The 22027-nt window shown below is 72.4% G+C and carries 20 protein-coding genes and 1 pseudogene; 10 read left to right on the top strand and 11 right to left on the bottom strand.

Annotation, left to right across the window (positions count from 1 at the left end; genetic code table 11):
- Positions 1 to 93 precede the first annotated feature (93 nt).
- On the bottom strand, positions 94 to 1134 hold the full coding sequence (locus tag ACZ6C6_RS31620) for a hypothetical protein (protein ID WP_469207809.1): 1041 nt from the start codon (positions 1132 to 1134) through the stop codon (positions 94 to 96).
- A 108-nt stretch (positions 1135 to 1242) separates the two neighbouring features.
- Between ACZ6C6_RS31620 and ACZ6C6_RS31625 the strand changes: the two genes are divergently transcribed.
- A complete protein-coding gene (locus tag ACZ6C6_RS31625; RefSeq protein ID WP_469207811.1) occupies positions 1243 to 1809 on the top strand; it encodes a dihydrofolate reductase family protein in 567 nt (188 codons plus the stop codon).
- 37 nt (positions 1810 to 1846) lie between these two features.
- Here ACZ6C6_RS31625 and ACZ6C6_RS31630 read toward each other — a convergent pair.
- Positions 1847 to 2941: pseudogene (locus tag ACZ6C6_RS31630) on the bottom strand (N-acetylmuramoyl-L-alanine amidase); the annotation flags it as partial.
- A 330-nt stretch (positions 2942 to 3271) separates the two neighbouring features.
- On the opposite strand from ACZ6C6_RS31630, the gene ACZ6C6_RS31635 reads away from it, so the two are divergent.
- From ACZ6C6_RS31635 to ACZ6C6_RS31645, 3 genes are read left to right on the top strand one after another with little or no spacing between them, the layout of a single operon-like run.
- Complete coding sequence (locus ACZ6C6_RS31635; protein WP_026171182.1) at positions 3272 to 3505, top strand: phosphopantetheine-binding protein; 234 nt, start codon at positions 3272 to 3274, stop codon at positions 3503 to 3505.
- Positions 3502 to 4746, top strand: coding sequence for a beta-ketoacyl-[acyl-carrier-protein] synthase family protein (locus tag ACZ6C6_RS31640; RefSeq protein WP_469207813.1), 1245 nt, complete (start codon positions 3502 to 3504; stop codon positions 4744 to 4746). Before ACZ6C6_RS31635 ends, ACZ6C6_RS31640 begins: the two co-directional genes overlap by 4 nt.
- Positions 4747 to 4755: 9 nt before the next feature.
- Positions 4756 to 5676: an alpha/beta fold hydrolase gene (locus ACZ6C6_RS31645; RefSeq protein WP_469207815.1), complete on the top strand. Its 921-nt coding sequence runs from the start codon at positions 4756 to 4758 to the stop codon at positions 5674 to 5676.
- A gap of 24 nt (positions 5677 to 5700) precedes the next feature.
- On the opposite strand, the gene ACZ6C6_RS31650 is transcribed toward ACZ6C6_RS31645, so the two are convergent.
- The 3 genes from ACZ6C6_RS31650 to ACZ6C6_RS31660 form a co-directional block, all read right to left on the bottom strand.
- Complete coding sequence (locus ACZ6C6_RS31650; protein WP_469207817.1) at positions 5701 to 8118, bottom strand: endonuclease/exonuclease/phosphatase family protein; 2418 nt, start codon at positions 8116 to 8118, stop codon at positions 5701 to 5703.
- 250 nt (positions 8119 to 8368) lie between these two features.
- The gene (locus ACZ6C6_RS31655; protein ID WP_469207819.1) at positions 8369 to 8731 is read right to left on the bottom strand and encodes a nuclear transport factor 2 family protein; all 363 of its coding nucleotides are present in this window, start codon (positions 8729 to 8731) and stop codon (positions 8369 to 8371) included.
- 121 nt (positions 8732 to 8852) lie between these two features.
- Entirely contained in the window at positions 8853 to 9305 is a 453-nt protein-coding gene (locus ACZ6C6_RS31660) for a DUF5709 domain-containing protein (RefSeq protein ID WP_469207821.1), read from the bottom strand.
- A 169-nt stretch (positions 9306 to 9474) separates the two neighbouring features.
- On the opposite strand from ACZ6C6_RS31660, the gene ACZ6C6_RS31665 reads away from it, so the two are divergent.
- Together ACZ6C6_RS31665 and ACZ6C6_RS31670 are read left to right on the top strand one after the other, a co-directional pair.
- Positions 9475 to 9705, top strand: coding sequence for a DUF6296 family protein (locus tag ACZ6C6_RS31665; RefSeq protein ID WP_469207823.1), 231 nt, complete (start codon positions 9475 to 9477; stop codon positions 9703 to 9705).
- A gap of 210 nt (positions 9706 to 9915) precedes the next feature.
- On the top strand, positions 9916 to 10500 hold the full coding sequence (locus ACZ6C6_RS31670) for a TerD family protein (RefSeq protein WP_469207825.1): 585 nt from the start codon (positions 9916 to 9918) through the stop codon (positions 10498 to 10500).
- 37 nt (positions 10501 to 10537) lie between these two features.
- Here ACZ6C6_RS31670 and ACZ6C6_RS31675 read toward each other — a convergent pair whose 3' ends face one another.
- On the bottom strand, positions 10538 to 11416 hold the full coding sequence (locus tag ACZ6C6_RS31675; RefSeq protein ID WP_469207826.1) for a DMT family transporter: 879 nt from the start codon (positions 11414 to 11416) through the stop codon (positions 10538 to 10540).
- Positions 11417 to 11533: 117 nt separating this feature from the next.
- Here ACZ6C6_RS31675 and ACZ6C6_RS31680 point away from each other — a divergent pair, with 117 nt between their 5' ends.
- Positions 11534 to 12679, top strand: coding sequence for a winged helix DNA-binding domain-containing protein (locus tag ACZ6C6_RS31680; protein WP_469207828.1), 1146 nt, complete (start codon positions 11534 to 11536; stop codon positions 12677 to 12679).
- Positions 12680 to 12770: 91 nt separating this feature from the next.
- Here the strand turns inward: ACZ6C6_RS31680 and ACZ6C6_RS31685 are convergent, their stop codons facing one another.
- Complete coding sequence (locus tag ACZ6C6_RS31685; RefSeq protein WP_469207830.1) at positions 12771 to 13613, bottom strand: helix-turn-helix transcriptional regulator; 843 nt, start codon at positions 13611 to 13613, stop codon at positions 12771 to 12773.
- 136 nt (positions 13614 to 13749) lie between these two features.
- Between ACZ6C6_RS31685 and ACZ6C6_RS31690 the strand changes: the two genes are divergently transcribed.
- Both ACZ6C6_RS31690 and ACZ6C6_RS31695 read left to right on the top strand, forming a co-directional pair.
- Entirely contained in the window at positions 13750 to 15426 is a 1677-nt protein-coding gene (locus tag ACZ6C6_RS31690; RefSeq protein WP_469207832.1) for an AMP-binding protein, read from the top strand.
- On the top strand, positions 15423 to 17030 hold the full coding sequence (locus tag ACZ6C6_RS31695) for an AMP-binding protein (RefSeq protein ID WP_469207834.1): 1608 nt from the start codon (positions 15423 to 15425) through the stop codon (positions 17028 to 17030). The genes ACZ6C6_RS31690 and ACZ6C6_RS31695 overlap by 4 nt, the downstream gene beginning before the upstream one ends.
- Positions 17031 to 17034: 4 nt before the next feature.
- Here the strand turns inward: ACZ6C6_RS31695 and ACZ6C6_RS31700 are convergent, their stop codons facing one another.
- Positions 17035 to 17259 (bottom strand): hypothetical protein, encoded by a 225-nt coding sequence (locus ACZ6C6_RS31700; RefSeq protein WP_164403429.1) that lies wholly within the window; start codon positions 17257 to 17259, stop codon positions 17035 to 17037.
- 153 nt (positions 17260 to 17412) lie between these two features.
- Entirely contained in the window at positions 17413 to 18111 is a 699-nt protein-coding gene (locus tag ACZ6C6_RS31705; RefSeq protein ID WP_469207836.1) for a hypothetical protein, read from the bottom strand.
- Between the two features lie 261 nt (positions 18112 to 18372).
- On the opposite strand from ACZ6C6_RS31705, the gene gcl reads away from it, so the two are divergent.
- Positions 18373 to 20157, top strand: a complete 1785-nt coding sequence (gene gcl, locus ACZ6C6_RS31710; protein ID WP_469207838.1) for a glyoxylate carboligase — start codon at positions 18373 to 18375, stop codon at positions 20155 to 20157.
- Between the two features lie 54 nt (positions 20158 to 20211).
- Here the strand turns inward: gcl and ACZ6C6_RS31715 are convergent, their stop codons facing one another.
- Positions 20212 to 20886, bottom strand: coding sequence for a DUF6518 family protein (locus ACZ6C6_RS31715; protein WP_469207840.1), 675 nt, complete (start codon positions 20884 to 20886; stop codon positions 20212 to 20214).
- Positions 20887 to 21006: 120 nt separating this feature from the next.
- Positions 21007 to 21900 (bottom strand): DUF1963 domain-containing protein, encoded by an 894-nt coding sequence (locus ACZ6C6_RS31720; RefSeq protein WP_469207842.1) that lies wholly within the window; start codon positions 21898 to 21900, stop codon positions 21007 to 21009.
- Positions 21901 to 22027 lie beyond the last annotated feature (127 nt).

A 22027-nucleotide genomic window follows, 5' to 3' on the forward strand; every position in this document is an offset into this window, starting at 1 on the left:
CACCGGAGCGCCGCACCCGGGGCGCCGGGCGCGGTCTCGACGGGGTCCTACGCACGAGGAGGAAACACGCGGGCAAAGTAGCAGAGTGCGCCGCTAGCCGACGACCCCCGGGTTGGCGGCGAGGATCTCCTCGGCGACCGTCCACAGCCGGGGCACGAAGCGCAGCACCTCGTCGCGCCGGGCGAGCAGGTCGCCGGTGTGCGCGATGCCGGTGAGCTCCGCGACCGCCTCCCGGAACGCCGGCAGCCGGGCCGTGTGCAGCGCGGGCGCGTCCACGGCCAGCACCGTGTGGCAGCGGGCGAAGGTCGCCAGGATCCAGAACACCGCCTCCCGGTGGTCGACCCGGTCGATCAGCTCGCGGCTGCCGTCGACGGCGACGGGCCGCGCCCGCTCGGTGAGGTCGCCGGAGAAGGGGAACGGCGTGCGGGCGACGGGGACCGTGGCGTCGAACGTCCGCGTCAGTTCGGCGAGATGGTGCCGGACGCGCGGCGCGGACACCTCGGCACAGCCCAGCAGCGCCAGCAACTCGGGGTAGAGCGCCTCCTGTCCGTAGGCGGTGAGCACGTCGCGCGCGGCGGGGTAGCGCAGCCGGACGGTCGGGTTGCGCAGGGCGGCCACCAGGGGGACGTGCGTGGTGACCCCGGTCGGGAAGAGCCAGGCCAGCACCCGGGCGGCGAAGGGCTGCGCGGTGTCGAGGGCGGCGAGCCGGGTCTCGACGCGGTGCCGGGCGTCCAGACATCGCCGTCGTACGTGGTCCCTCCGGGCGAAGCGCGGTGCGACGTACGCGTGCAGTGCGCGCAGCCGCCCCGTGGGGTCGTCGATGACGGTGTCCCGGCGGAAGCCGCCCGCCAGGTGGTAGGCGCCCAGCACCGCTTCCGGGTCGGCCAGCAGGGACCACGGTTCGTAGGTGATCTCCAGCAGCGCGCCCCGGTGCAGGAGCTTGCCGGGCTTCGCCGGGGCCTCGGCCCCCGCCGTCACCACGACCACGTCCACGTCCGAGGAGACCGGCAGCTCCGCGTCGTCCGGCCGCCCGACCGTGGAGCCGCTGAAGTACGCCCCCAGGTGGTCCGGCGCGGGGCGGGCATGCGTGGCCACCCAGTGCGCGGCGGCGGCACGCGCCTCTCCGAGTCTCATGACCGACTCCTACGCGCCGGTCCGGCTCGGCGTCAAGAACGGGCGGGTCGCCGCCGGTAACGTCGGCGGCGTTCACCGCTCCGTCCCCGAACGCCCGGTGAGGTACCCATGCGCAAGATCGTCTACTGGATGTCGATGTCCCTCGACGGCTTCATCGAGGGCCCGGACCGGAACATCGACTGGCACACGGTCGACGAGGAGCTCCACCGCTACTTCAACGAGCAACTGGCCGGTATGGGCGGCATGCTGGACGGGCGCGTCACCCATCAGCTGATGGCCGGCTTCTGGCCCACCGCCGACCAGGACCCGGCCAACGCGGGGCCGATGGCCGAGTTCGCCGTCATCTGGCGGAACATGCCGAAGTACGTCTACTCACGGACGCTGGACCACGCCGACTGGAACACCACCGTCGTCCGCGAGGTCGTCCCCGAGGAGGTCAGGGCCCTCAAGGAGCGGTCCGGCGGCGACCTCGCCCTCGGCGGCGCCGGTCTCGCCGCCTCCTTCGCGGCGCACGACCTGATCGACCAGTACCGCGTCTACATCCACCCGGTCCTCATCGGGCGGGGCAAGCCGATGTTCCCGGCGGAGGAGACCCTGCGGCGCCTCCGCCTCACCGGCACCCGGACCTTCGGCAACGGGGTCGTGGAGCTCTGCTACGACCGCGCCGACCGGTGACGTCCCGGGACCGACCGCCCCGGGACTCCGCCGCTCAGCCCGTCCCGGTGCCGGTGACCAGGTCCATGTAGCGGTCCCAGTCCCAGTACGGGCCCGGGTCCGTGTGGTCGTTGCCCGGTGCCTCGCTGTGCCCGATGATGTGCGCCCGGTCCTTCGGGATGCCGTACTTGTCGCACAACGAGGCGGTCAGCGCGGCCGACGAGCGGTACATCGCGTCCGTGAACCAGGTCGGGTCGTCGATGAAGCCCTCGTGCTCGATGCCCAGCGACGAGGCGTTGGCGCTGCGCGCGTGGTACGCGGTGTCGGCGTCCCGCACCATCTGGGTGATCTGTCCGTCGGATGACCGCACCACGTAGTGCGCGCTCACCTCGGACACGGGGTCCTGGAACCAGCTGATCGAGCCCGCGTACGAGCCCTGCGTGACGTGGACGACGATCTTGTCGATCTTCGCGGTCCGGCCGGTGGCGTAGTTGTTCGGGTCGGCCGGGACCCAGAGCGCGGCCGGGTAGTCGGCGCTCCGGGGCCCGGTGTCCGCCGGGACCCCGTCCCGCTCCGGGAAGACCGGCCGTCCGGCCACCGTGATCCGCTCGCCGGCCGGGGTGACCGCGTCGAGCCCGTCGGCCAGGAAGGTGTAGACCGAGTCCGCGTAGAGCGCGGCGGCGGTGCCCCGCGTACCGCTGTAGCGGACGACGGCCGGGTACCAGGCATCGATGTCGTCGCGGTCGGCGGCGTCGAGGCCCAGCCCGTCCGCGTAGCCGCGCAGCAGCGCCGCGCCGCCCAGGATGTTGGCGGCGGTGTCGGTGCGCAGGGTGGCGACCGGTTCGCCGGTGAGGGCGGCGGCGCGTTCCAGGGTGTGCCGCGCCGGGTTGCTGACCAGGTGCATCACGCCGAAGCCGCCCGCCTGGCTGGGGCGTCCGGCGTGGTCGTCGAGGTGGGTCTCGCCGTACCCGACGGCGGCGAGCAGGTCGCGCGGTACGTCGAACGCCCCGGCGGCCCGGGTGAACGCACGGTCCATCGGGTGCCCGGGGTCCGCCGCCGCGAGGGCGGGGGTGCCGGTCGCGGCGAGGGCGGTGGCGGTGAGGGCCGCGAGGAGGGCGGCGCGGGTCCGGGTGCGGGCGGCGCGGGTGGGCATACCTGCTCCTGCTCTGTGGGGAGGGCGGACGGGGCCAGGGGGGGCCGCAAAGCCTGCTCACGATAGAGAGCCACCCCAGGTGTGACAATCAGCCTGCGGGCGTGTCGAAGCGCGTGCACTCCGGTGGAGTTGACGGGCCGTGGGCATGAGCGCGTCGCGCGGTATTCGTACACCTGGACGGCAGCCCACCGCACGGGGGAACGCGGGCCGGGCCCGCCGCCGACAGGGCGTATAACAGAGAACTCCGGACCGGCCGGCGTCCCCGATGGCACTCACATCTCACGCGGCAAGGCGTCACCGCGTACGACAGCGGAGAAGTGCCCGATGAGCATGAGCACGGCAGACGAGATCAGCACCTTGCTGACGGCGAACTTCGGAACCGACCCCGTGGCGATCCGCCCCGACGTGCCGCTCAGGCAGCTCCGGCTGGACTCGCTGGCGCTGGAGGAGCTGCGGCTCCTCATCGAGGACCGGCTCGACGTCGACCTGGACGACGTCCAGCTCACCTCGCGGGACACCGTCGGCCAGCTGGTCGACGCCGTGCGCCGCAAGGCCGCCGCGTGACGGCCCCCCACCGCCTGCCGCCGTTCGCCGCGGCCGTCACCGGCATCGGCCTCGTCACCTCGGCGGGCGTCGGCGCCGAGGCCACCTGGCGCGCCGTGAACGACCCCACGACCGCGCCCTGCGTGCCGCACCGGCCCGAACTGGCCGGGCTGCCCTGCGACTTCATGTACAGCGTGACCGGACTCGACACCCGGGCCGTGCTCGGCGTCGCCGCACACCGGCTGATGGACCGCTTCTCGCACCTCGCCGTCATCGCCGCCCGCGAGGCCGTCGCCGACGCGGGCCTGGACCCCGCCGTCTGGGACAGCGGCCGGGTCGCCGTCGTCATCGGCTCCGCCCACGGCGGCCTGCCCTTCTACGACGAACAGCACGCCGCCCTCACCGAACGCGGCGCCCGCCGCGTCTCGCCCAAGCTCGCCCCGCTCACCGTCGTCAACGGCGCCGCCAGCAGCGTCGCCACCGACCTCGGCGCCCACGGCCCCAGTCAGGCCGTCTCCACCGCCTGCTCCTCCGGCACCGTCGCCATCGGCACCGCCCACCAGATGCTGCGCACCGGGGCCTGCGACATCGTCGTCGCCGGTGGCGCCGAGTCCGTCTGCTCCCGGCTCCTGATCGCCAGCGCCTGCCGCCTGAAGGCCGTCTCCACCCGCCGGGACGACCCGCAGGCCGCCTGCCGCCCCTTCGACACCCACCGCGACGGCTTCGTCGTCGGCGAGGGCGCGGGGCTCCTCGTCCTGGAACGTCCCGAACACGCCCGCGCCCGGGGCGCCACCGTCCGCGCCCACGTCACCGGCTACGGCTCCGCGAGCGACGCCTACTCGGCCGTCGCCCCCGACCCCGACGGCCTCGGCATCGAACGCGCGCTGCGCACCGCCCTCGCGGACGCCGGGACCGACCCCGCCGCCATCGGCCACGTCAACGCGCACGGCACCTCCACCGTCGCCAACGACCTGATCGAGACGGCCATGCTCCGCCGCGTCCTCGGCGAGCACCCCCTCGTCACCTCCACCAAGGCGATGACCGGCCACACCCTCGGCGCCGCCGGAGGCATCGAGACCGCGCTCACCGTCCTCGCCCTCCAGCACCAGCTCGTACCGCCCACCGCCAATCTCGACGCCCCCGACCCGGACGTCCCGGTCGAGGTGGTGAGCAAGGAGGCCAGGCCCGCCGCGTTCGAAGCGGCCGTCAAGACCTCGCTCGGCTTCGGGGGCCACAACGCCGCCCTCGTCCTCACCAGGTGACCGAAGCTCATGACCGAAGAAATCATCCGCACCCTCACCGTCGGCGGGCTCCGCTACCGCTACCGCCTCCTGCCGCGCCCCGCGCCCCGCACCGAACCGGTCGTCGTCCTCGGCGGCGCCCTCCAGGGCATCCACGGCTGGCCGCAGATGGACGAGCACGTCGGCCCGCACGCCTCCGTGATCACCCTCGACCTGCCCGGCATGGGCGGCGCCGACCCGCTGCCGCCCGGCACCGGGGACGACCTGCTGTGCGCCGCCGTCACCGGCGTCATGGACGACCTGGGCGCCGACCGGTTCAATCTCTTCGGCTTCTCCTACGGCGCGTCCATCGCCTTCGGCTGCGCCCGGCGCCACCCCGGCCGGATCGCACGCCTGGTCCTCGGCGGCGTACCGTCGCACATCAGCGAGGCCCAGCGCGAGGAGTGGGGGCGCGGTCTCGGACGGCTGGAGGCCGGGGACGCGGAAGGGCTCGCCGCCCTGACCGCCGAGGCGCTGATGTGCCTGGACCCGGAGCGGCCGGTCCACCGCCGGGAGCTGGCCCTGCGCTATGTCCGCCGGTCCTTCACGCACGCCCTCACGCACTCCCCGCACGCCGAGCGCTCACTGCGCCGGTCCCTCGAACACAGCCCGGACTTCTCCGGAGGGCTGACCGGGGTCCCGGCGCTGGTCTTCGCCGGGGAGCACGACACCGTGACCTCGCCGCACCACCAGCGGGCCTTCGCGGCGACGATCGAGGGCAGCCGCTTCCTGACCATCGGCGACGCGGACCACTGGGTCGTCCTGGAACGGCCCGACGACGTGGCGGACCTGGTGGCGCGCTTCGTCACCGACCGGCCGCTGGAGTCCGCCCCGGCGCTGCTGCCGCTGCCCGCGCTGCCGCGTCCGCGTACGGTCCCGGCGGGCCACGCCGTGCCCCGGGCGGGCGGCTGAGACCGCCCGCCCGGGGGCGCCGGGTCAGCGCTGTCCGTGCCCGTGTTCCGGGGCGTTCACGTCGACGCGCACGATCTGCGGGTCGTGGTCGCTCGCCTGGTCGGCGAACTCCGCGTTGATGTGCACCACGTCGTAGTCGAAGCGGCGCACGCCCGGGCTCGTCAGGATGTGGTCGAGCGTCTGCGAGTTGCCCTCGTACACATAGTTGTACTGCTCGTCCTCCGGCAGCGTGGTGATCAGCGGCTTGAGGACCTTGCCGTCGGTCAGCGCGCCCACGGTCGGCGAGAAGGCGAAGTCGTTGAGGTCGCCGAGGACCACGACCCGCGCCGACTTGTCCGCCGCGAGCAGCGACTTGACGAAGGTGTTGACCTCCTCCGCCTGCTGCACGCGCTTGGTCTCCGAGCTGCGCACCGGCTCCTGGTAGCGGCCGTGCAGCGGCTGGTCGCCGCCCTTGGACGCGAAGTGGTTGCCGACGACGAAGACGGACTTCCCGTGGAAGCGGAACTCGCCGACCAGCGGCTTGCGGCTGTCGTCCCAGGCCGCGCTCGCGGGGGCGATCCGGCCCGGCGACACCGACAGCGTGACGCCCTTCTTCGTCTTCACGGCCGCGACGGGCGTCGTCGCGTCGCCGCCCGGACGGTCCACGAAGTCCACCCGCTCGGCGTTGTACAGGAAGACGTTGCGGATGTTGCCGCCGGGCTCGCCGCCGTCCTTCCCGTCCTGCGGGGCGACATAGCGCCACGAGTAGCGCGGGCCGCCCGCCGCGACGATCGCGTCCGTGAACCGCTTCAGCGTCGCCTCGGAGCCGACCGTGCCGTCGTTGACCGCGCCGTTGTCGTCCTGGATCTCCTCCAGCGACACGATGTCGGGGGAGGACAGGTTGACTGCGATGCCCTCGGCCAGGGTGTCGAACTTCGCCTGGTCGTCGAGCGCGTCGAGGTTCTCCACGTTGTACGTGGCGACCGCGAGCTCCTTGCCCTTCTGCTTGCGCGTGACCTCGCGCCGCAGATGGTGGTCGGTGACCGTGCCGAGCGCGGTGGCCTGGAGGTTGTAGCCGCCGTACGAGTCGTAGTCCAGGACGCCCGAGGTGGTGCCGGTGAGGACGTCGCCCACGTTCGCGGTGGGCACGGGCGCGGCCGGGTCCAGCGATATGACCTTGATCCGGCCGGTGTTCTGGTCGGTGTACGAGGCGTAGAGCGTGCCGCCGCGCCGGGTCGGGTTCTGCGCCGGCTCGACGGTCACCCACACCTCGTGGTACTTGGTCGTCGCGCCCGTGACCCTGGTGTCGGCGATCTGGACCCGGGTGCCCTCCAGGGACTCGTACAGGTCCAGCGCGTAGGCCGACGGCTCCAGGGGCAGCGCGTCGATCGAACCGCCCCCGGCCGAGGGCACGTACTCCTCGGGTACGGCCTTCGCGTCCAGCACCACCGGTGCGGGCAGCGCGTTGCCGGACGAGAGGACCGTGACCTTGGGGGCGGTGATCTCGGTGACCGACTGGGTGGTGGAGGACGGGTAGTACTCGTCCACGGTGCCGCTCACCAGCACCGAGTCGCCCACCTTGACGGCCGGGGCGGCGGAGCCGGTGTATACGAACACGCCCTCGCCGGTGCGCGGGTCGGCGTCCGGGGCGGTGTCCTGGATCCAGAAGCCGCGCGAACCCGAGGACCGGACCGCCGTGACGACGCCGGGCACCCCGGTGACCGCCCTGCCGTCCAGCGGGGAGACCCGGGTGGTGCCCTGGATGTCGTGGACGCGCACGGTGCCGGGCTCGGTGGGGTTGCCCGGGTCCTCGCCGCCGCCCGAGGTCTCACCGGCCGTGTTCACCGGGGACGGGGTTCCCGCGGTCAGGTCGGCGGCGTTGTCGTCGGTGTCCGCGAGCGAGGCCGCCCGCGCCACGGAGGCGGTGGCCGAGGTGCCCTTGGCCGGTCCGCTGCCCTCCCGGACGACCGCGGTCCCGTAGCCGACCAGGTCCACGACGCGGGTGTCGGCGGCGCAGTCGGCGGCCGTCTTGCAGGTCAGCGGTGCCGTCCCGGAGACCAGGGCGACGGTTCCGGCTGTGGCGGACATCGCGACGGTGCCCGTGGCGTCCGGGGCGGGCAGCGCCACCGTGCCGCCGGTGCCCGCCGCCTCCGCGACGAGATAGCGGCCGCCCGGCGCGACCGAGCCGGTCAGCGTGGACACCTGCCACAGCGAGCCCGCCGACGGGGCGCCCGGCAGGTACTGGACGCTGAGCCCGTCGAGGGCGTACGCGGCCGAACCGGCGTTGGCCAGCTCGATGAAGTCACGGGTCAGCGTCGCACCGGAGTTCCCGCCGCCCCCGTACACCTCGGAGATCACGGCGGTCGCGGACGGGGCCGCGAAGGCGGCGGGCAGCGCGGTCGCCGAGAGCGTCACGGCTACCGCGCCGGCCAGCAGGGCGGAACGGGTGGTGGATATGCGCACGGAGAATGCCCCTCAGAGTGTGGTGAGGGAGCACAAGCTATGCGCGTAGAACAGGCGATGACAAGGCATCAGGGGTGAATTCCGGAAAACGTTCGGTGCCGCACGGTGCTGTCCGGGACGCGGCCATGGTTTGACCGGGTTGCGCCGGTCCGGCCGCGCAGCGCGGCTGCGGCGATCCGCACATCTCACGATGCGGGGGCGCGGACCTCACCGAGCCGGCGTTCGCCGGAGTTCGCGCCCCCTCGCGTGATCAGACGGCCGGTACCCGGTCCAGGAAGCCGCTGACCGAGGTGATCCGGCCGTCACCGGCGAGCGTGGCCACGTCGAAACCGGCGACCGGCGCCGAGCCGTCGGGCGCGACCAGCTCCCACCCGAAGCGGACCAGCGAGTGATGCCCGTCCACCGCGCCGACCGGCCGGAAAGCGAACCCGGGGAACTGCTGCTGCGCCCCGCCGATGACGGCCGCCAGCTGCTCGTGGCCCCGTACGTCGGCCAGCGGGTCGGTGTACGCGGCGTCGTCGGTGAAGGCGGCGGCGACGGCCTTCTCCAGCTCGTCGGGACCGGCGTTCCAGGCGGCGAAGTAGCGCTGCACGGCGTCGTCGTACATGGTCATCGTGGGTCCCTCCGATAAGGCTTCCGGCCGGTGCGCCGGGAGCGCTGTGCTCGTGAGGAACACGATGTCGGAGGCCGCGCGGGGCGTCGATTACCTCCGGGGTAAGGGGGAGCGGGCCTTCCTACGCCTCGTCCGCGATGACATGCACCGCTGCCTCCTCGGCGGAGGCGGCGGCGCCGTCGATCCCGACGTCCTCGCCCGCCGTGCTGTCCGGTTCGTCGATGTCCAGGTCCCGGGTGAGCCGCCCGGCGCGTACGGTGCCGACCTCGCCGTCCCAGGGCTCGCCGTCCCCGTCCACGACATCGCCCACCCCGTCGCCGGGCGGGCCGTCGTCCTCGGGCCGCTCGCGCGCGAGCCGGCTCTCCAGGGACTCGCCCCGGTGCTGCTCGGCGGCGGTGGTGCCCACGTCGTCCACGGCGTAGGGGCGCTCGGGAGGCGAATAACCCCGGTCCAGGACGTCGTCCACGTCCGGATCGGCCAGGGTGTCCTCCGTGTCGAGCTGCTCGACCGGATCGGATGCCTCCGACTCCTGCTGGGGCTGATAGACGTCGTCGCCCAGACCGGCCTCGTCCATGGCGCTTCCCTTCCCGCGGCGGGGCTCCCCTTCAGCATAGGCAGCCCCCGCCCCGGCCCGCAGGACGCGCCCGCCCCTGCGTTCCGCCCGGGGCTGCGCGACCATGGACAGTGCAGGCCGGGCGAGCCCCGAGGGGCCTGCCCGGAAATGGTCGTCTGGAAAGGCCGTCATGGAGTATCCGGAGAGCTATCAGCTCGTCTTCCAGTCCTCGGCGGTGGAGGACGACGCCGTCACCGTCCACCGGACGGCACGGAGCGGGGCCGGCGGACATCCCGTCTACGAGGACGAGACCGGCATCGTACGCGCCGAGATAAGCGATCACGCGGAGGTGCGCATGCTCGCCAGCGGCGGCCACCAGCACCTGGGAACCCCTCTGGTGGTGCCGGAGAAGGCCGCCTGAACGGCTGACAACCGACGCCCGGCCCCCACCCGGACCGGGCGTCATTCGCGTGTCCGTATCACGGGACACGTACCCGTACATCATGCCGAGGCAGGACAATCCGGCCGGGCGCCTCCCACACTTGGTCGAAATTTTGCCCCTGATGAGGGGTAGCGGAAGGACACCAGGCAGACTCACCCTGTAGGAATCTCGCCACGAAGAGGATCACGCATGATCACGTTGAAGAAGGAAGACGGCCCGGCGGACCTGGACGGGGTGACCCACCTTTCCATCGGCGTCTCCTGGGACCCCACCGTCGGCAGCAGTGGCGGGCTGTTGGGGAAGCTGAAGCAGAAGAAGGGCACCGACCTCGACCTGATCGCCATCGCGATGCAGGGCGCGGACCCCGTGCGGCTGGCCGGCCTGGACTCCCTCGACCCGCTGGGCAACGGCTCGCTGACCCACAGCGGTGACAACCAGACCGGCAGGGGCGACGGCGACGACGAGACGGTCACCGTCGACTTCGCCAGGATCCCCCCGAACGTCACGGCGGTCGTCTTCGTCGCCGCCGCGTACAAGAAGGGCAGCTCCTTCCAGAACGCGCGCAACGTCAGCATCAAGGTCTACGACGCCACGGGCGGCAGCAGCCAGCAGGTCGCCGACATCTGGCCGAGCCTGCTCACCAACGACAACGGCTGCGCCGTGGCGAAGGCCATGCGCGTCGGCGCGGGCTGGAAGCTCCAGGTGATCAACGAGACCGGCAAGATCAAGCAGGGCGACGAGCACGCCCTGATGCGTTTCGCGATCAGCAAGTAGTACGCGTACGGCCCGGCCCCGGTCCGTGTGCGCCCGGTCAGTCGACCCGGCGCGCGCGGGGCGGGGCCGCCGGGTTCCCGGCGGCCAGCGGCGACCGCGCCAGCTCCACGCACCCCGCCGCGATCAGCCCCAGGGCCAGCAGTTCCGGCAGCACCCACCAGCCGGTGCGGATCTCCTCGCCGAACAGCGTCACCCCGTACAGGACGCTGATCAGGGCGTCGCCCAGCGTCAGACACGGCTGCACGGCGACGAGCGTGCCCGCCTGAAGGGCGTTCTGGAGCAGGAACAGCGCGCCGACCCCCGCCGCAGCCATGGCGTACAGCTGCCAGGCGCTGAACAGCGCCCCCGCGCCGCCCGTGTCGAGCCGTGCCATCGCGTCCTTCATCAGCGCGGCGGTCAGTGCGTAGGCGCAGGCGGCGGCCGTGGCCAGCAGGGCGGCCCGGACGTTGCCCCGGGTGGCCAGCGCACCCGCGATCAGCAGCGCCTCGGCCACCCCGGTCAGGATCAGCGCCGGCACCCACGCCGCCCCGTGCACGCTGTCGCTGCCGCCGCCCGGTGCGGCCGTCGCCATCCCGAGGGCCAGCCCCGCCGTCACGGCGGCGACCCCCAGCCAGACCGTCCGGGGAAGCCGTGCCCGCATCAGGAAACCGGCCAGGAGCAGGGTCGCCGGAAGCTCGATCACGAAGATCGGCTGCACCACGGAGATCGGCCCGGTGGCCAGCGCGACGGCCTGGCAGACGGCGGCGACGATCACCAGGGCGATCCCCGCGAGCCACACCTTCTGGCGCAGCAGATGGCCGATGAGCGACACCCGCATGGCCTCGGTCTGCGGCACGTCGAGGGCGGCCCGGCGCTGGAGCACGGAGGCGGAGCCGTTGCTGAGGGCGGTCAGGACGGCGAACAGGACGGCGATCACCGGACCATCATGCGGGCGGCCCCGCCGCGATCCCGGCTTCGCCGGGGGAGGGCGTGGCGGCCCCGGAAGCCGGCTATTAGGACGGAATCCGACCTCATGGCCGCGTAGCGTGCCGTCATGGCCGTGAAGAAGAAGACCTCCGCCGGTGCAGGCCCCGTCCCCGTGCTCACCCCCAGGGCCCTCGGCCGGGCGACCCTGCACCGCCAGCTCCTGCTGCACCGGACCGCGATGAGCGCGAAGGACGCGGTCACCCACCTCGTCGGCCTCCAGGCGCAGAACACCAAGCCGCCGTACTACCAGCTCCTGGCCCGGCTCGATGGCTTCCGGCCCGCCGAACTGTCCGCGCTGATGGAGTCCCGCGAGGTCGTCCGCATCCCCACCCTCCGCTCCACCATCCACACCCACACCGCCGACGACGCCCTCCGACTGCGCCCCCTGACGCAGCCCGCCCTCGACCGGGAACTCGCCGCCTTCCGCAAGCGGCTCCCCGGCGTGGACGTGGACCGCCTGCGCGAGCTGACCAGGGCGTACGTCGAGGAGGCGCCGCGCACCCCCAAGGCGATCCGCGAACTCCTGCTCGCAGAGTGGCCCGAGGCGGACCCGCTCGCCCTCACGATCGCCGCCCGCTGCGCGCTGCCGCTGGTCCAGGTCACCCCGCGCGGGATCTGGGGCCGCAGCGGCGCCGTCACCCTGACCACCGCCGAGCGGTGGCTCGGCCGCACGGCCGACGCGGCACCCGACCCGGAAGGCGCCGTGCTGCGCTATCTCGGCGCATTCGGCCCCGCATCGGTGAAGGACATGCAGACATGGGCCGGGGTGACCCGGATGAAGGAGGTCTTCGAGCGGCTGCGGCCCCGGCTCGTCACCTTCCGCGACGAGAACGGCGTCGAACTCTTCGACCTGCCCGACGCCCCGCGCCCCGCCGAGGACACCCCCGCCCCGCCCCGTTTCCTGCCCGAGTTCGACAACGTCCTCCTCGGCCACGCCGACCGCACCCGGGTCATCCCGGCGGACCTCAAGGGCCTCAACGGGGTGGGCAACCAGACCTATGGCAGCGTGCTGGTGGACGGCTTCTTCGCGGCGGTCTGGCGGCTGGACACCCCGCGCCAGGCCCCGCCCGTCGTCACGGTCCAGGAGGTCCGCCCGCTGACCCCCGCCGAGCGCGACGCCGTGACGGAGGAGGCGGCGTACGTGATCACGGCTATGACGCAGGCCGCGGAGCACGAGGTCCGGTTCGGATCGTTCGTGGACCTGGGGCGCTGACGGGGGCGCGGACGCGGGGGACGGTCCACGGGGCGGGGCGCGCCCTGCGTCGTCGGGGCCCACGGCGTGGGGGACGCCGGACGGGACGCGGCTACGGCAGCAGCCCCGCCCGCCGGGCCGCCACGACCGCCTCCAGCCGGGTGTGCGCGCCCAGCCGCCGCATCGCGGACCGCAGATAGCCCTTCACCGTCTCCGGGCGCAGCCCCAGCCGGTCCGCCGCCACCGCGTTCGTGGCGCCCGCGGCCACGCACGCCAGCACATCGATCTCGCGCGGCGCGAGCCGGACCTCCCGCGCCCCCGGCTCCCGGGTGCCCGTCGCCGACGCCAGCCGCCCGCACACCGCGAGCAGCTCGTCCCGGAGCGCCGGGTCCAGCACCTTCGGCATCAGGGCGCGCAGCTCGCGGTGCGCCTCCCGGACGTCCTCCCAGGCCCCCGCCGCCCCGGGAGCGGCGTCCGGCTCCGGGCGGCCCGCCGCCAGCAGCCGCCGCACCTCGTCCCGGACCGCCAGGGCCTGCTCCACGTCACGGGCGGCGGCCACCGCCGCGTCGAACGTGCGGTCCCCGAGCGTCAGCGGCTCACGCAGCGCCCCGTACAGCACCCCCCGCACCTCGCGCCGCACCACGACGGGGACGGCGACCACCGAGCGCAGGCCCTCCGCCGCGACGGCCATGTCGTATTCGTGGCTGATGTGGCGCGAGGAGCGGTAGTCGGTCACCGCGCACGGCCTGGACAGGGCCATGGACTTGCCGCCCAGGCCGCTGCCCGACGAGATGACCAGGCCCCGCAGTGCGGCCGTGCGCGCCCCGTTCACCTCGGCGATCCTGGCGTGGCGGCTGTCCGAGAGCAGCCCGCCGAAAGCGACCGGCAGCCCGCTCGTCCGGCGCAGCCGCAGCAGCGCCGCTTGCATCTCGACCGCCTCGACGGATTCCGGCACCCTGCCGCCTCTCTGCCCCGCCCCCGATGGAATGGCCGCCCCGCGACACCCCCGTCCGGGGGTGGTGAGACCTGGGTCACTGTTTACATCATGTGAGGAGTCAAAGGACCGGCCGGGTCGGTAAAGAGGAGGGCACATGCCGGAAACGAGTGCGACGGAGACGTTCCGGGCGGCCCGGGACTTCCTGCTCAGGCACCGCGAGGACTATGCCGCCGCCTACGAGGGCTTCCGCTGGCCCCGCAGCGACCACTTCAACTGGGCGCTCGACTGGTTCGACGTCATCGCCAGGGACAACGACCGCACCGCCCTGCACATCGTGGAGGAGGACGGCACCCGCACCGAGGTGTCGTTCGCCGAGATGTCCGCCCGCTCCGACCGCGCCGCGAACTGGCTGCGCGCCCAGGGGGTGCGCGAGGGCGACCGCGTCCTCGTCATGCTCGGCAACCAGGCCGAGCTGTGGGAGACCGCCCTCGCCGCGATGAAGCTGCGCGCCGTCGTCATCCCGGCGACCCCGCTGCTCGGGCCCGCCGACCTGCGCGACCGGGTCGAGCGCGGCCGGGTCCGGCACGTCCTCGTCCGTGACACCGACACCGCGAAGTTCGACGAGGTGCCCGGCCGCTACACCCGGATCTGCGTCGGCACCCCGGTCGAGGGATGGCTCGACTACGCGGAGGCCGCCGGGGCCCCGCGCACCTTCACGCCGGACCGCGAGACCGACGCGGACGAACCGCTGATGCTCTACTTCACCTCCGGCACGACCGCCAGCCCCAAGCTGGTCGAGCACACCCATGTCTCGTACCCCGTGGGCCACTTGGCGACGATGTACTGGATCGGGCTCAAGCCGGGCGACGTCCACCTCAACATCTCCTCGCCCGGCTGGGCCAAGCACGCCTGGTCCAACCTCTTCGCGCCGTGGAGCGCCGAGGCGACCGTCTTCATCTTCAACTACACCCGCTTCGACGCCGGCCGCCTGATGGCCGAGATGGACCGCTCCGGCATCACGAGCTTCTGCGCCCCGCCCACCGTGTGGCGCATGCTCATCCAGGCGGACCTGACCCAGCTGAAGACCCCGCCGCGCGAGGTCGTCGCGGCCGGCGAACCGCTGAATCCCGAGGTCATCGAGGCGGTCCGGCGCGCCTGGGGCGTCACCATCCGCGACGGCTTCGGCCAGACGGAGACCGCGGTCCAGGTCGCCAACACCCCCGGCCAGGTCCTGAAGCCCGGCTCGATGGGGCGGCCCAGCCCGGGCTTCCGGGTGGTCCTGCTCGACCCGGTGAGCGGGGAGCCCGGCGCGGCCGAGGGCGAGATCTCGCTCGACCTTTCGGCGCACCCGGTGGGCCTGATGACCGGATACCACGGGGACCCGGAGCGCACGGCCGAGGCGATGGCCGGCGGCTACTACCGCACCGGCGACATCGGCTCCCGCGATGAGGACGGCTACATCACCTACGTGGGGCGCGCCGACGACGTCTTCAAGTCCTCGGACTACAAGATCTCGCCGTTCGAGCTGGAGAGCGCCCTGCTGGAGCACGAGGCGGTGGTCGAGGCCGCCGTCGTCCCGGCCCCCGACGAGGTCCGCCTCTCCGTCCCGAAGGCGTACGTGGTGCTCGCCGAGGGCTGGGAGCCCGGACCGGACACCGCCAAGGTGCTCTTCGCCCACTCCCGGTCCGTGCTCGCCCCGTACAAGCGGGTGCGGCGGCTGGAGTTCGCGGAGCTGCCCAAGACCGTCTCCGGCAAGATCCGCCGCATCGAGCTGCGTGAGCGCACCGCCCAGGGCGGCGGCACCGAGTACGCCGAAGGGGACCTGGCATGACCGAGCTCTCGTACGCGCACGGCACGGGCACCACCGCCCTGCTCGGCGACACCATCGGGCGCAACCTGGACCGGACCGTCGCCGCCTGGCCCGACCGGGAGGCGCTGGTCGACGTACCGTCCGGGCGGCGCTGGACGTACGCGGAGTTCGGCGCGGCCGTGGACGAGCTGGCGCGGGCGCTGATGGCGTCGGGCGTGGCCAAGGGGGACCGGGTCGGCATCTGGGCGGTCAACTGCCCGGAGTGGGTGCTCGTCCAGTACGCCACCGCCCGCATCGGCGCGATCATGGTGAACATCAACCCCGCCTACCGGGCGCACGAGCTGGAGTACGTGCTGAAGCAGGCCGGGATCAGCCTGCTGGCCGCCACCCTCGCCCACCGCAACAGCGACTACCGCGCCCTGGTCGAGCAGGTCCGCGCCAACTGCCCGGACCTGCGCGCGGTGCACTACATCGGTGACGGGACCTGGGACGAACTCCTTGCCACCGCGCCCCAGGTGACGACCGATCAGCTCGCGGAACGCGAGGCGGCGCTGTCCTGCGACGACCCGATCAACATCCAGTACACCTCCGGCACCACCGGATTCCCCAAGGGGGCGACTCTCTCCCACCACAACATCCTCAACAACGGATACTTCGTGGGGGAGCTGGTCGCCTACACCGAGGAGGACCGGGTCTGCCTGCCCGTCCCCTTCTATCACTGCTTCGGCATGGTGATGGGCAACCTCGGGATCACCTCGCACGGCGCCTGCATCGTGATCCCCGGCGGCTCGTTCGAACCGGCCGCCGTGCTGAGCGCCGTGCAGCAGGAGCGCTGCACCTCGCTGTACGGGGTGCCCACGATGTTCATCGCCGAGCTCAACCTGCCGGACTTCGCCTCGTACGACCTGTCCTCGCTGCGCACCGGCATCATGGCCGGGTCGCCGTGCCCGGTCGAGGTGATGAAGCGGGTGGTGGCCGAGATGCACATGGACGAGGTGTCCATCTGCTACGGCATGACGGAGACCTCCCCGGTCTCCACGCAGACCCGCCGCGACGACGACCTGGAGCGCCGCACCGGCACGGTCGGCCGCGTCATGCCGCACATCGAGGTCAAGGTCATCGACCCGGCGACCGGCGTGACCCTGGAGCGCGGGCGGTCCGGCGAGCTGTGCACCCGCGGCTACAGCGTGATGCTCGGCTACTGGGACCAGCCCGAGCGGACCGCCGAGGCCATCGACGCGGGGCGCTGGATGCACACAGGGGACCTCGCGGTGATGCGCGAGGACGGCTACGTACAGATCGTCGGCCGCATCAAGGACGTGATCATCCGGGGCGGCGAGAACATCTACCCGCGCGAGATCGAGGAGTTCCTGTACCGCCACCCGAAGATCGCCGACGTGCAGGTGGTCGGCGTGCCCGACGAGCGGTACGGGGAAGAGGTGCTGGCCTGCGTCATCCCCGCCGACCCGGCCGACCCACCCGCCCTTGACGACGTACGGGCCTTCTGCGAGGGGCAGTTGGCGCACTACAAGGTCCCTCGCCTGCTCCAGATCCTGGAGACCTTCCCGATGACGGTCAGCGGCAAGGTCCGCAAGATCGAACTGCGGGAGAACTACGGGCGCTAGCGGCTCAGGCCGCCTCGGTCACGTCCCCCGTGCCGCCCCGCGTCGCCGCCGCCCACTGGAGGAGCAGCACCTCGTAGGCGGCGGACTCCACGGGGGACCAGTCCTGGCCCGCGCGGGCGTCCACGAGCGCGCGGATCGCCTCGTTGGCCTCCAGGGCGGAGCGCCTCGGGAGCGCGGGGGCGTGCGCGGGCGTGTCCGAGGGTGGTGAAGTCCGTGGAGTTAAGACCATGCGCTCCACTGTAGGGCCCGCCACTGACAACGGACCGCAGATCGGCAGCCGTTGGCCAGAACGTGACGGATCACACGCAGGGTGGCCGGGCGGTTTCTGTGAGGTACGACACCCCGCCCGGTCCCGGTGTCCGAAAATGTGGCGTGGGCGCGGTCAGGCGCCGGTGCTGACGAGCTCGTCCGCCGCACCGTTCACCGGCTGCGGCGTCCCGGTGAGGTCCAGCACGAACAGCGGCACACACAGGGTGTCCGCGCGCTCGCGGGCCTCCGGCGTGTAGCCCGCCAGTGAGAACAGCACCCCGCGCACGGAGCCGTTGAGCGCGTTGAGCCACAGGCACTCGACGTCGCGGAGGGCGGTCGGCCCCGTCGTGGAGTCGACCTCGGCGATCAGCCCGACCGCCCGCAGATCGATCCGCGACGCCGGCCGGTTCACCGGGTGCGTCACGTCCCGGAAGCCCAGCCAGGCCAGATAGAGGGCCGCCGCCGCGACCGCGTCCCGCGCTGTACGGATGGTCAGCGGGCGGAACGCCGGACGGGGTGCCGCCGCCGTGCGCGGCAGCGGTATGTGCGCGGGCCGGACCGCCCCGGCGGACGCCACCGGTCGCACCGGTACCCGCAGCACCGCGCCGCACGGGCAGCACAGCTCGGGCTGCGGCCACTGGTCGTGCCGCCCGCAGCCCCGGCACCGTACGGTCACCCAGTCGTCGTTCCAGGTGCGATGGGTGATCGGGACGACGGGTGCGCCGCGCAGCAGCGGCGGGGCCGTCGGCTCCCCGCACGGGCAGGGGTAGACGGGGGTCACGTACGCGTGGTCGCGGCGACAGGCCGGGCACCGTACCGGCACTGACTCCACCCCGTGCTCCCTCCGTACCACTTCCGTAATCCCTCCATGCTCCCCCAAGAGCCCGCCGCCGGGTGCGGATTCGCTCCACTCGGCGCCCTTCTCCGCGCGCGTCCCGCCTCCCTTGACGGCGGTCCGGGCGCGGCCTAGATTTGCTTCCACATAACAGAAGAAGTTTTCCGCAATGCGGAATCGGTGATTTGGTGCTCTCAGGTGGCGCGACAGAGCCCGACTCCATCCCCGACTCCACCCAGGGACGAGCAGGAGCACTCAATGCCTCGTATGACCGCTGCCCGCGCGGCAGTCGAGATCCTCAAGCGCGAAGGCGTCAGCAACGCGTTCGGTGTGCCGGGCGCCGCGATCAACCCCTTCTACGCGGCCCTCAAGGCGGCCGGCGGCGTCCACCACACGCTCGCCCGCCACGTCGAGGGCGCCTCCCACATGGCGGAGGGCTACACCCGGGCCCGCCCGGGCAACATCGGCGTCTGCATCGGTACGTCGGGGCCCGCCGGCACCGACATGATCACCGGCCTGTACTCCGCGATCGCGGACTCGATCCCGATCCTGTGCATCACCGGTCAGGCGCCGACCGCCGTCCTGCACAAGGAGGACTTCCAGGCCGTCGACATCGCCTCGATCGCCGCCCCGGTCACCAAGGCCGCCACCACCGTCCTGGAGGCCGCGCAGGTCCCCGGCGTCTTCCAGCAGGCGTTCCACCTGATGCGCACGGGCCGCCCCGGCCCGGTCCTCATCGACCTGCCGATCGACGTGCAGCTCACAGAGATCGAGTTCGACCCCGAGCTGTACGAGCCGCTGCCGGTGCACAAGCCCGCCGCGACCCGCAAGCAGATCGAGCGCGCCCTGGACATGCTCGACGCCTCCGAGCGCCCGCTGCTCGTCGCGGGCGGCGGCATCATCAACGCCGACGCCTCGGAACTCCTGGTGGAGTTCGCCGAGTTGACCGGCGTCCCGGTCGTTCCGACCCTGATGGGCTGGGGCATCGTCCCCGACGACCACGAGCTGAACGCCGGCATGGTCGGCCTCCAGACCTCGCACCGCTACGGCAACGCGAACTTCCTGGAGTCCGACTTCGTCCTCGGCATCGGCAACCGCTGGGCCAACCGCCACACCGGCAAGCTGGACGTCTACACGGCGGGCCGCACGTTCGTCCACGTGGACATCGCGCCCACCCAGATCGGCAAGATCTTCGCCCCTGACCTCGGGATCGTCTCCGACGCGAAGGCGGCGCTGGAACTGTTCGTGGAGGTGGCCCGTGCGCGGAAGGCGGCCGGCCGTCTGAAGGACCGCTCGGCCTGGGCGGCGTCCACGCAGGAGCGCAGGGCGACCCTGCAGCGCCGTACGCACTTCGACAACGTCCCGCTGAAGCCGCAGCGGGTGTACGAGGAGATGAACCGCGCGTTCGGCCCGGAGACCCGGTACGTCACGACGATCGGCCTCTCCCAGATCGCGGGCGCCCAGATGCTCCACGTGTACCGGCCGCGCCACTGGATCAACTGCGGCCAGGCGGGCCCCCTCGGCTGGACGATCCCGGCCGCGCTCGGCGTCGCGACGGCCGACCCCGACGGCTCCGTGGTCGCGCTCTCCGGCGATTACGACTTCCAGTTCATGCTGGAGGAGCTCGCGGTGGGCGCCCAGCACCGCATCCCGTACGTGCACGTCCTGGTCAACAACTCGTACCTCGGCCTGATCCGCCAGGCCCAGCGCAACTTCGACATCGACTTCCAGGTCAACCTGGAGTTCGAGAACCTCAACTCCCCGGAACTGGGCGTCTACGGCGTGGACCACGTCAAGGTGGTCGAGGGCCTGGGCTGCAAGGCCATCCGCGTCACCGAACCGGACGCTCTCCTCCCCGCCTTCGAGGAGGCGAAGAAGCTGGCGGCGGAACACCGGGTCCCGGTGGTGGTCGAAGCGATCCTGGAGCGGGTCACGAACATCTCGATGAGCGGCTCGGACATCGCGTCGGTCAACGAGTTCGAGGACGTGGCGACGGAACCGGGCCACGCGCCCACGGCGATCCGGCCGTACGCGGAGGCGTGACGCGGCAGGACCTGGGCTCCGTGGAAGGGCACCTGCGGAAAACCGTGGGTGCCCTCAGCCGGAGATCCGGTCCAGCAGCCCGTACACGGCTGCGTAGGCCACCGGCGATGCGAGAACCGCCGCGGCGAGGCCCAGGCCGCGTTCGCGCCAGGTGCGGGCCAGCGCAAGGGGCAGCGCGCAGGCGACTACGGCACAGGCGCCGGCCTGGCCGGCGTACCCGAGTGTCAGCCAGGAGTGCAGGCACTCGCTCCCGAAGAGGCCGCCGACCGCGCCCAGGGACCCGACGCGCCGCCACAGCCGGGGGCTGCGCCGCGACCAGGCGCCGGCCGTGCCGAAGAGCGGCCCTGCGACACAGGCCATGACCAGCCAGACCAGAGGGAAGACGAGGCTCCCCATGCCTCCGCGGCCCAGTTCCGCGTAACCGTAGTAGCCGACGACGAGCCCGATCTCCGCGAGCGCACCGGCGACGGCGATGCGGCGGACATCACCGACGCGCGCCGCGAGGACCGCGCCGGTGGCGAACGCGAGCACCGACCACACCCCGCCGGAGTTCGCCAACTGGCTCCAGGGCCAGGGCAGCCACCCCTGGAGCAGGTTCGTCAGGACGCCGAGCGCGATACCGGTGGCGGCACACAGCGCCGCCGTGAGGGCCGCGCGGTCCCGATCGGCGGTGGGACGCCGGAGGGCGTGGGCCGAGGTCGCCACGGGCGTGGAGGACGGGGAGGTCATAACAGTGACTATACATTCACGTTATACACGCGGTGTATAGGCGGTGGGGCTGGGCAGGAAAACGTTCGGTGGCTGCGGCGTGCTCCTTCCGGACGTCCGCCGTGCGACTTGAGCCGCGTCTCACGGCGCCTCGAACCCCGTTACGGCCAGCGCCTCGCCCACCCGGGCGGCGGCCAGGGCGTCGTGGCGGATGACGAAACTCGTGCGGTACTCCTCGTAGGCCCGGGATTCGCTGGCGAGGGCAATCCACTCGCCTGCAAGTCGGTGCCGTTCCTCCTCCAGGCGAGACGGCCATTGCCCGATCGGGATGGCCGGGATCTGCCCTTCCTTCTCGCGTCCCGCGAGGGTCTGCTCCGCGATGCAGCCGAGCACCTCGTCATCGACATACCCACCGAGGGAGACGGCGGCTTCGGACGGCCAGAGATAGTGGGCCAGGGCCCGCAGTTCGTCCAGATGCGGCAGATCGCGCTCCATGTACCGGGCCAGTCGCTGCTGGAAGGGCGACATGTCCTCCCATTCGAGGTCGTCCCAGAACTCGTGCCAGTCCTCGTCCTCGTCCTTCTCCTGGAGCCACAGGGGCAGTTCGGCTCCGAGCTCCGCGCGGACATCGAGCCGCTCGCGCACGCACACGGGGCCGGGGGCTTCCGCGACGGCGGTTTCGGTGCCGACCGGTACGTACACGACGCGCGCGCACCTTCCGGAACGGTCCTCCTGATCCAGCTGCTGATGCACGAAGAAGAGCAGTGTGCCGTCCACCGGCAGGTCGAAGCCGTCGACTCCCGGCAGCGCGGCGCAATCGACGGAGAGGAGCAGCGGCAACGGAACATTTTCGGCGGAAGGCCACTCCATGCCCACGGGCAGCAGAGGCAGCCCACCGATCTGCCCGACCGGCACACCACCACCCACGGGGGAGAGCCCGATCGATAGACGGAGATGCCGGCCGAACCTGCTGATCTCGTCGCCCGGTACGCCCAGTTCGAGCGCGGCCCGGCGAAATTCTCCCTGATGATCCATGTCCGAGAAGATAGGCGGTCCCGCTGGCCCCGCCATGACTCCCCTTCACGGGAGGGGCGTTCGGCAGTGGTGACGACGCCGCGAACGCAGTTCCTGGCGATTGCCTCGGTAGTCGCGGGGCGCTGCG

This window comes from Streptomyces sp. NPDC041814 (assembly GCF_055590565.1).